Raw genomic sequence first — 9077 nt, 5'->3', positions numbered from 1 at the left:
GGGGCCGGGACGGCTCAGCTCGCCCGCAACGGTGTGAGGGGCAGGCGCAGCGCCCCGGGCGCCGCGGTGGGAACCGCCGGCCGCGTCGGCGCCACGGGAGTAATCCGCTGATACGGGGTGCCCAAACCCGGCCGGGTGTCCTCCTGGTTCTTGTTCGGCCAGAACGCCATGGCGCGTTCGGCCTGCGCGGTGATGGTCAGCGAGGGGTTCACCCCGAGATTGGCGGTGACCGCGGAGCCGTCGGCGATATGCAGGCCGGGATGCCCGTAGACCCGCTGATAGGGGTCCACCACGCCCGTCTCGGGCCGGTCCCCGATCACACAGCCACCGATGTAGTGCGCGGTCGCCGGAATATCGAGGACGTCGGTGTAGAGCCCGTGAGTGTCCCCGTCGATCTTGGCCGCGAACCGTCGGCCGACCTCGTGCGCCAGCGGGATCCAGGTCGGATTCGGCTCACCCGTGCCCTGTTTCGTCGTCAATCCGCCGCGCCGCAGGAACGAGGTGAGCGAATTGTCCAGCGACTGCATGACCAGCAGGATCACCGACCGCTCCGAGGCGTGCCGGGCGTTGAAACTGCGCAGGAACACCACCGGGTGGGCCACCGCGGCGAGCAGGAAGCGCAGGAACCGGAACGCCCCGCCGTCGATCACCGGGGCCGAGAGCGGGAACAGCGCGTTCTGCCCTTTGCCGTAGTGGCACACCTCGATATGGGTGTTCGCCTCGGGATGTATCGAGGAGGTGATGGCGACACCGGCGGCGAAATCGCGGCGCGACCGGCTCACCACCGCCAGGATCGCCTCGGAATTGCTGCGGGTGAGTTCACCCAGGCGCGGGGAGAGCCTCGGCAGAACGCCCCGATTCCGCATCCGGTGCAGCAACTGCTGGGTCCCCAGCGCCGCACCCGCGAACACCACCTGCTCCGCGGTGAAGGTCCGTTTGCGCTTTCGGATCCTCCGGTCGGGCCGGGCGGTATCGACGGCGTAGCCACCGTCGGGCAGCGGCCGCACCGCGGTGGCGGCGGTGAGCGGGTGCACGGTGGCACCGGCCTGCTCGGCCAGGAACAGGTAGTTGGTGGTGGTCGTGTTCTTCGCGTTGTGCGGGCAGCCGGTCAGGCAGCGGGCGCAGTGCACACAGCCGCTGCGGCGCGGACCGGCACCGCCGAAATAGGGATCGTCGACCTCGGTGCCCGGGTCGTCCTCGTTGAAGAACACCCCGACGTCGGTGGAGTGGAAGGTCTCGCCCACACCCATATCCGTGGCGACCTCGCGGATCACCTCGTCGGCCGGGGTCGTCCGCGGGTTGGTCGTCACGCCGAGCATGCGGCGCGCCTGGTCGTAGTAGGGCGCGAGTTCGGCCTGCCAGTCGGTGATGTGCGCCCACTGCCGATCGGTGAAGAAGTCGGTGAGCGGTTCGTAGAGTGTATTGCCGTAGATGAGCGAGCCGCCGCCCACGCCGGCGCCGGAGAACACCGCGCATTTGCCGAGCAGGCTGATCCGCTGGGGTCCGGTGAACCCGAGTTTCGGTGCCCAGATGGATTTGCGGAGGTTCCAGTTGCTGCGCGGCAGCGTCTCGGCCTCCCAGCGCCGCCCGGCCTCGAGGACTCCGACCCGGTAGCCTTTCTCGGTGAGGCGCAGGGCGCTCACGCTCCCGCCGAACCCCGACCCGATGACCACGACGTCGTAGTCGAACTCTGACATGATCTTCCTCTCACCCGACTCGATGGTGAGATGGTTTCATACTCATTCTTTCATCGAATGACGCGGCGGGGTGTGCTGGCGCGGGTGGGCGCCATACGGTAAGCACACCATGTGATGAGCGATTCGGGAACCGGCGGATCAGAGACCGCGGGCCGAGATCCCGGCGGTGCGCTCGCCGCGGTCCTGTCCGACCGGCTGCTCACCGTCCCCAACGTCCTCAGCGTGCTGCGGTTGATCGGTGTTCCGCTGTTCCTGTGGCTGCTCCTGGTGAAGCATGCCGACGGCTGGGCGTTCGTCCTGCTCATCCTGAGCGGGCTCACCGATTTCCTCGACGGCAAGCTGGCCCGGCTGCTGGACCAGTCCTCGCGGCTCGGCGCCCTGCTCGACCCTTTCGTCGACCGGCTCTATCTGGTGACCACGCTGGTCGCCTTCGTCGTCCGCGGGCTGATCCCCTGGTGGGTGGCCGCCCTGCTGATCGGACGCGACGCGGTGCTGACCCTGACCCTGACGGTCTACCGTCGGCGTGACCTCGACCCGCCCGAGGTCATCTATCTGGGCAAGGCGGCCACCTTCGCGCTCATGTCGGCGCTGCCGTGGCTGCTGGCCGGGGAGATGGACTGGGCCGGTGCTCGTTTCGGCGCCGCGTTCGGTGGGGCACTACTGATCTGGGGTACGGCCGTCTATGTGTGGACCGGCCTGCTCTACCTGGGCCGCGCCGTCGCCGTGGCGCGCCGGATTCCGCCGGCGCCCGCCGGAGGCCGTGCCACACACGGCGGGGATACCGGCGCGGCAGAGGGCGGTGGGCTCGCATAGAGTTGCGGGCATCGTGCACGACGACACGAGGAGAGGACATCACGTGAGCCGGGTTCCGGAGGATCTGCGTTACACCGCGGAACATGAATGGGTACGTCGGATCGAGCCCACCCGTGTCCTGGTGGGGATCACCGATTACGCACAGTCGCAACTCGGTGACGTCGTGTTCGTGCAGTTGCCCGACTCCGGCGCCGACGTTGCCGCCGGGGACGGTATCGGCGAGGTCGAATCGACCAAGAGCGTTTCCGATATCTACGCTCCACTGAGCGCGAAAGTCGTTGCGGTGAACCAGGAACTGGAGGCGAGTCCGGAAACGCTGAATACCGATCCCTACGGTGACGGGTGGTTGTTCGAACTCGAGGTGGCCGATGCGGCCGCATTGGACTCAAGCCTCGGTGAACTGCTCGATGCCGCGGGTTATCAAGGAGTTATCGGGGGCTGATCCAGCCTTCCCGGTTCTACCTGCACGGGTACGGCCCGGCAGGGTACGGTCAATGCCAACGGATGTGCCGCCCGGAGTCGGGGCCGCCCAGCCACGTCTTATCGCGGCATCTGCCTGCATGGTTTATGAGGTTCGAGGAGGAGAGAAACGGTGAGCGAGAACAAAGACCCGGGTTACGGGGAGACCGCGGCCGAGACGACGTCGGTCTTCCGTGCGGATTTCCTGAACGAGGTCGACGCGTCGCGCTCCGGCGAGCCGACCGGTGAACAGCCGGTGCAGGGTGTCGAGGGTCTTCCGGTCGGGGCGGCGCTGCTCGTCGTCAAACGTGGCCCGAACGCGGGTTCGCGTTTTCTGCTGGACCAGCCCACCACCTCGGCCGGTCGGCATCCCGACAGCGATATCTTTCTCGACGATGTCACCGTCAGTCGTCGGCATGCCGAGTTCCGGCAGGACGAGGATTCCTTCCAGGTCGTCGATGTGGGCAGCCTGAACGGCACCTACGTCAATCGCGAGCCGGTGGATTCGTCGGAGCTGCAGAACGGTGACGAGGTACAGATCGGTAAGTTCCGGCTGGTTTTCCTCACGGGTCCGCGGACCCAGGAGGCCGGTTCGGCGGCCGGTGCGGGAAGTCTGTGAACAGCTGACGATCGGTGCGCCGGTCCGGGTGATCGGCGCCTCGGCATGAAAGACTCGAGATCATGACAGGCGCGGCGCAGCAGTGGGCGCACGGAGGGATGTCCATCGGCTCCGTGCTCGATCTGCTGCGACCGGATTTTCCGGATATCACCATTTCCAAGATCCGCTTCCTGGAGGCGGAGGGCCTGATCCGGCCGGAGCGGACGCCGTCGGGCTACCGCCGGTTCTCGGTCGCGGACTGTGAACGGTTGCGTTTCGTCCTGACGGCGCAGCGTGACCAGTACCTGCCGTTGAAGGTGATCAAGGAACAACTCGAGGCGATCGACAGCGGTGCCGCGACGCTCGGGGTGCGGGAAGCCCGTGCCCGGGCGCGGACCGCCCGGCCGGAGACGGGTCATTCGGAGCCGGACGACGGCACCGAGGTGCTGCCGCGCCCGCCGCGCCGGCTGGGTGTGCCACCGGGCCGGGTCACGCCGGACGATTTCGAATTCGATCACCAGATCCGGGTGACCCGGGCGGACCTGCTGGACCGGGCCGGGATCGATGAGACATTTCTCAACGATCTGATCCGCGCGAACCTGATCACCCCGGGCCCGGCCGGGTTCTTCGACGCCGATGCGGTCACCCTGGCGGCGACCGCCAAGGCGATGGCCGAATTCGGTTTGGAGGCGCGGCATCTGCGGGCGTTCAAACTCGCCGCGGACCGGGAGGCGGCGCTAGTGGCGCAGATCGCGGCACCGATCGCCAAGAGCCGCGACGCCGGCGCCCGGGCGCGGGCCGAGGAGACGGTCCGCGAACTTGCCGCGCTGTCGCTGACGCTGCACGCGAGCCTGGTGAAGGCGTCGGTGCGCAACTCGCTCGGCGGATGAGCCGAGCGTCCGATCCCCGCCGTCATCGGCGGAATCCGGTCTGACCTGCGGCCGAGTGTCCGGGGGGTACACCGGTGGCAACACACCGATTCCGGTGTCCGTCAGCGATCGCGGCGCCGCGCCGAATTCGCCTAGACTCGTGGTACGGCGAGCCCTGCATCGGCGAGGGCGGGCAGCCGGGGAGTATGGGAGGCAGTGCGATGAGCGAAATGCGCGTGATCGGCATCCGGGTCGAGCAGCCACAGAACCAGCCCGTCCTGCTGCTGCGGGAGGCGGAGGGGGAGCGGTATCTGCCGATCTGGATAGGACAGGCGGAGGCCACGGCCATTGTGCTCGAACAGGAGGGCGTCACACCGATCCGGCCGCTCACCCACGATCTGATCAAGGTCTTGATCGCGGATCTCGGGCATACCCTCGAGGAGGTTCATATCGTGGACCTGAAAGAAGGCACGTTCTACGCCGATCTCGTCTTCGAGAACGAAGTGCGGATCTCGGCGCGGCCGTCGGATTCGGTGGCGATCGCCCTGCGCGTCGGCTGCCCGATCTACGCGGCGGAATCGGTGCTCGAGGAAGCCGGTCTGGTGATGCCCGACGAACGCGAGGACGAGGTCGAAAAGTTCAAGGAGTTCCTCGAGTCGGTCTCGCCGGACGATTTCAAAGCGACCGACAGTTGAGCGCCCGCATTATTTTCTGAACCTCAACTACAGGTCGAGACTGTTACCGCGCGTCGCGTTTGGTTCGGCGCTGCTGCGGCCGAGAGAATGGGAAGAGTAGCCTCATAGACGACGCCGGGCCGTCGGCTATAGGCACTGATCGGCGGAGCAAGGGAGTAGTTCAGTGGCAGAGAATATGCGGGATATGCGATCGGAAGAGGGCCCGCCTCGGCGCTACGAAATACAACCCGGATTGTTCCCCGACGATTCGGTTCCCGACGATCTGGTCGGATACCGGGTGCCGACAGCCTGTCAGGTCGCCGGTATCAGTTACCGGCAACTGGACTACTGGGCGCGGACCGGCCTGGTAGCGCCCTCCATTCGCGGGGCGGCGGGCTCGGGCAGTCAGCGGCTGTATTCGTTCAAGGACATCCTGGTCCTGAAAATCGTCAAGCGGCTCCTCGATGCGGGTATTTCGCTGCAGAACATCCGTATCGCCGTCGACCATCTGCGTAGTCGCGGAGTAGAGGATCTGGCGAATATCACCCTGTTCTCCGACGGGACGTCGGTATACGAGTGCACCTCCCCGGAAGAAGTCGTCGATTTGCTGCAGGGCGGCCAAGGGGTATTCGGCATCGCGGTGAACAGTGCCATGCGGGAGCTCACCGGCGCCATCGCCGCATTCCCCGCCGAGCGTGCCTCGGAGACCAGTGAACGTCCCGAGGACGAATTGTCCTTTCGCCGCAAGGCGCGCCTGACCCGCAAAACCGGCTGATCGCTCGCCGGCGACCACGGGCCGGCCGGATGAGGGGAATGACACATAGCGGCGGGTGGCTCCCGGACGTCGCTGCTCATCGGGCTAGACTTGGCGGGCGCCGTAGCCGTGCGGGAGAGTCCCGGATCCTCGCCGGATCCGGGCGCCGAAGGAGCAGCACCTCCCCGTCAATCTCTCAGGCCCCAGGACCGTGCGGGAACCGGCGCCTCTGGAAAGTGGTGGCTGCGGGCCGCCCGCCCAAGGTGAAAGGTGGACCGGAGCGAGACCCGGCCCGCCGAAGCTCTCAGGCGCCGCGACAGAGGGGGAGGGCCCCGAGCCGACCGTGCCGGTCGGCCGCCCCACCCAGGGAGCCGCGGTGACCCAGACCTTCGCAGATCGTCATATCGGACCGGATGACCACGAGTTCGCGCGGATTCTCGGCGCGATCGGCGTCGGCTCGGCCGATGAGCTGGCGGCGGCCGCGCTGCCCGCCGGGATCCGCGATGATGATCCGCTGGCCGGGCTGCCCGCCCCGGGCACCGAACACGAGGTGCTCGCCGAGCTCGCGGCGCTCGCCGAATCCGATCATGTCGCCACCTCCATGATCGGCCTGGGCTACTACGACACCCTGACCCCGCCGGTGTTGGTCCGCAATCTGCTGGAGAATCCGGCCTGGTACACCGCCTACACGCCCTATCAACCGGAAATCAGCCAGGGCCGGCTGGAGGCGCTGCTCAATTTCCAGACCATGGTGACCGATCTGACCGGCACCGATGTGGCCAATGCGTCCATGCTCGACGAGGCCACCGCGGCCGCGGAGGCGATGACATTGATGCGCCGGGTCAATCGCCGGGCCCCCGCCCGGCTGGTGATCGACCGCGACCTGTTCCCACAGACCCGTACGGTGCTGGCCACCCGGGCCGAACCGCTGGGTATCGAGATCGTGGAGGCCGATCTGGCCGCGGACGGTCTGCCCGACGGGGAGTTCTTCGGCGTGATCCTGCAGGTGCCGGGCGCCTCGGGCCGGATCCTGGACTGGTCGGCGACGATCGCCGCCGCCCACGACCGCGGCGCGCTGGTGGCCGCTGGTGCGGACCTGCTCGCGCTCACCCTGGTCACTCCGCCGGGTGAGCAGGGCGCGGACGTATGTTTCGGGACGACCCAGCGTTTCGGGGTGCCGATGGGGTTCGGCGGCCCGCACGCCGGGTATCTGGCGGTGCGCGCCGACTATGCGCGCCAGCTGCCGGGCCGGCTGGTCGGAGTATCCAAGGACGCGGACGGCGCCCCCGCCTACCGGCTCGCCCTGCAGACCCGCGAACAGCATATTCGCCGGGAGAAGGCCACTTCCAATATCTGTACTGCCCAGGTACTGCTGGCCATTGTGGCCGGTATGTACGCCTGCTACCACGGTGCGGACGGGTTGCGGGCCATCGCCCGCCGGGTCCACGGGCACGCCACGCGGCTGGCCGCGTCGCTCGGTACGGCCCTGGTGCACGACCGCTATTTCGATACCGTGCTGGCCCGGGTGCCGGGCCAGGCGGAGACGGTGGTCGCCAAGGCTGCCGCCCGCGGGGTGAATCTGCGCCTGGTGGACGACGACCATGTGGCCGTGGCCTGCGACGAGGCCACCACCGCCGACCACCTCGCGATCGTGCTGGACGCGTTCGGTATCGCCCCGGCCGACCCGGCCGCCGCCGCGATCGAAGACCGGACCTCGGAGTTCCTGGCCCATCCGGCATTCACCCGGTATCACACCGAAACGGCGATGCTGCGGTATCTGCGCGCGCTGTCGGACAAGGACATCGCCCTGGACCGCAGCATGATCCCGCTCGGCTCGTGCACCATGAAACTCAACGCCACCGCCGAAATGGAACCGATCACCTGGCCCGGCTTCGCGCGGTTGCATCCCTACGCCCCGGCCACCGATACGCCGGGTCTGCGGCGGGTGATCCACGATCTGGAGCGCTGGCTGGCCGAGATCACCGGGTACGACGCGGTGAGTCTGCAGCCGAACGCCGGTAGCCAGGGCGAATACGCGGGACTGCTGGCCATCCGCCGCTATCACCTGGACCGGGGCGATACCCGCCGCGACACCTGCCTCATCCCGTCCAGCGCACACGGCACCAATGCCGCGTCCGCCGCGATGGCGGGCCTGCGGGTCGAGGTGGTGAAGTGCCGGGCCAACGGCGATGTGGACCTCGACGATCTGCGGGCCAAGATCGCCGACCACGCCGAACGCCTGGCCTGCATCATGATCACCTACCCGTCCACGCACGGCGTGTACGAGAACGAGGTCGCCGAACTGTGTGCGCTGGTGCACGATGCCGGCGGCCAGGTCTATGTCGACGGCGCGAATCTGAACGCACTGGTCGGCCTGGCCCGGCCGGGCCGGTTCGGCGGCGACGTCAGCCATCTGAATCTGCACAAGACGTTCTGTATCCCGCACGGTGGCGGAGGTCCGGGGGTCGGTCCGGTCGCGGTCCGCTCCCATCTGACGCCCTACCTGCCCGGCGATCCGCTGGTCGCCGGGTCGCACGCGGTGTCGGCGGCGGAGTACGGGTCGGCGTCGATCCTGCCGATCACCTGGGCCTACATCCGGATGATGGGAGCCGACGGACTGCGCCGGGCCTCGCTCACCGCGATCGCGTCGGCCAACTATCTGGCGCGCCGCCTGGGTGAGTACTACCCCGTCCTCTACACCGGCGACAACGATATGGTCGCCCACGAATGCATCCTGGACCTGCGCGAGATCACCAAGCGCACCGGTGTCACCGTCGACGATGTGGCCAAACGGCTCGCCGACTACGGGTTCCACGCGCCGACCATGAGTTTCCCGGTGGCGGGCACCCTGATGGTGGAACCGACCGAGAGCGAGAACCTGGCCGAGCTCGACGCGTTCGCCGACGCCATGATCGCCATCCGGCGCGAGATCGATCGGGTGGGCACGGGGGAGTGGCCGGCCGAGGACAACCCGCTGCGCAATGCCCCGCACACCGCGGCGAGCCTGGTCCGGGAATGGGACCACCCCTACAGCCGGGAGGTCGCGGTGTACCCGCTGGGTCTCACCCACGACCGGCCCAAGGTGTGGCCGGCCGTCCGCCGGATCGACGGCGCGTTCGGTGACCGCAATCTGGTCTGCACCTGCCCGCCGCTGGAGGCCTACGCGGACTGACGCGTACCGATCGCGCCCCGGTCGGGTGCCGTTCCGCGGAA

General features: G+C 68.0%; 8 protein-coding genes and 1 riboswitch. Of the genes, 7 read left to right on the top strand and 1 reads right to left on the bottom strand.

Annotated elements, in window-relative coordinates:
* Positions 1-14: 14 nt before the first annotated feature.
* The gene (locus ACLML9_RS25770) at positions 15-1697 is read right to left on the bottom strand and encodes a GMC oxidoreductase (RefSeq protein WP_411947940.1); all 1683 of its coding nucleotides are present in this window, start codon (positions 1695-1697) and stop codon (positions 15-17) included.
* Positions 1698-1808: 111 nt separating this feature from the next.
* On the opposite strand from ACLML9_RS25770, the gene ACLML9_RS25765 reads away from it, so the two are divergent.
* From ACLML9_RS25765 to gcvP, 7 genes are all read left to right on the top strand, one after another.
* Positions 1809-2510, top strand: a complete 702-nt coding sequence (locus tag ACLML9_RS25765) for a CDP-alcohol phosphatidyltransferase family protein (protein WP_411947939.1) — start codon at positions 1809-1811, stop codon at positions 2508-2510.
* Between the two features lie 43 nt (positions 2511-2553).
* On the top strand, positions 2554-2952 hold the full coding sequence (gene gcvH / locus ACLML9_RS25760; protein ID WP_411947938.1) for a glycine cleavage system protein GcvH: 399 nt from the start codon (positions 2554-2556) through the stop codon (positions 2950-2952).
* 150 nt (positions 2953-3102) lie between these two features.
* Positions 3103-3588 carry an FHA domain-containing protein gene (locus ACLML9_RS25755; RefSeq protein ID WP_030520553.1) on the top strand — a complete coding sequence of 162 codons (486 nt, stop codon included), beginning with the start codon at positions 3103-3105 and terminating at the stop codon, positions 3586-3588.
* Positions 3589-3650: 62 nt separating this feature from the next.
* Positions 3651-4457: a MerR family transcriptional regulator gene (locus ACLML9_RS25750; protein ID WP_411947937.1), complete on the top strand. Its 807-nt coding sequence runs from the start codon at positions 3651-3653 to the stop codon at positions 4455-4457.
* A gap of 200 nt (positions 4458-4657) precedes the next feature.
* Positions 4658-5131, top strand: coding sequence for a bifunctional nuclease family protein (locus ACLML9_RS25745; protein WP_030520551.1), 474 nt, complete (start codon positions 4658-4660; stop codon positions 5129-5131).
* A 175-nt stretch (positions 5132-5306) separates the two neighbouring features.
* Complete coding sequence (locus ACLML9_RS25740) at positions 5307-5885, top strand: MerR family transcriptional regulator (RefSeq protein WP_411947941.1); 579 nt, start codon at positions 5307-5309, stop codon at positions 5883-5885.
* 101 nt (positions 5886-5986) lie between these two features.
* Positions 5987-6086: riboswitch (glycine riboswitch) on the top strand.
* Positions 6087-6240: 154 nt separating this feature from the next.
* Positions 6241-9036, top strand: a complete 2796-nt coding sequence (gcvP, locus tag ACLML9_RS25735) for an aminomethyl-transferring glycine dehydrogenase (RefSeq protein ID WP_411947936.1) — start codon at positions 6241-6243, stop codon at positions 9034-9036.
* The last annotated feature ends 41 nt before the right edge of the window (positions 9037-9077 follow it).

The sequence above is a fragment of the Nocardia sp. NPDC002869 genome (assembly GCF_046764065.1).
Classification (GTDB): domain Bacteria; phylum Actinomycetota; class Actinomycetes; order Mycobacteriales; family Mycobacteriaceae; genus Nocardia; species Nocardia rhamnosiphila.
The sequence above is the reverse complement of the archived record's forward strand: the minus strand, read 5'-3'. Positions and strand labels throughout refer to the sequence as shown.

Bases quoted from the DNA above. Each gene is read 5' to 3' on its own strand.
- ACLML9_RS25770 (WP_411947940.1), bottom strand. From the start codon at position 1,697: ATGTCAGAGTTCGACTACGACGTCGTGGTCATCGGGTCGGGGTTCGGC.
- ACLML9_RS25750 (WP_411947937.1), top strand. From the start codon at position 3,651: ATGACAGGCGCGGCGCAGCAGTGGGCGCACGGAGGGATGTCCATCGGC.
- ACLML9_RS25745 (WP_030520551.1), top strand. From the start codon at position 4,658: ATGAGCGAAATGCGCGTGATCGGCATCCGGGTCGAGCAGCCACAGAAC.
- ACLML9_RS25740 (WP_411947941.1), top strand. From the start codon at position 5,307: ATGCGGGATATGCGATCGGAAGAGGGCCCGCCTCGGCGCTACGAAATA.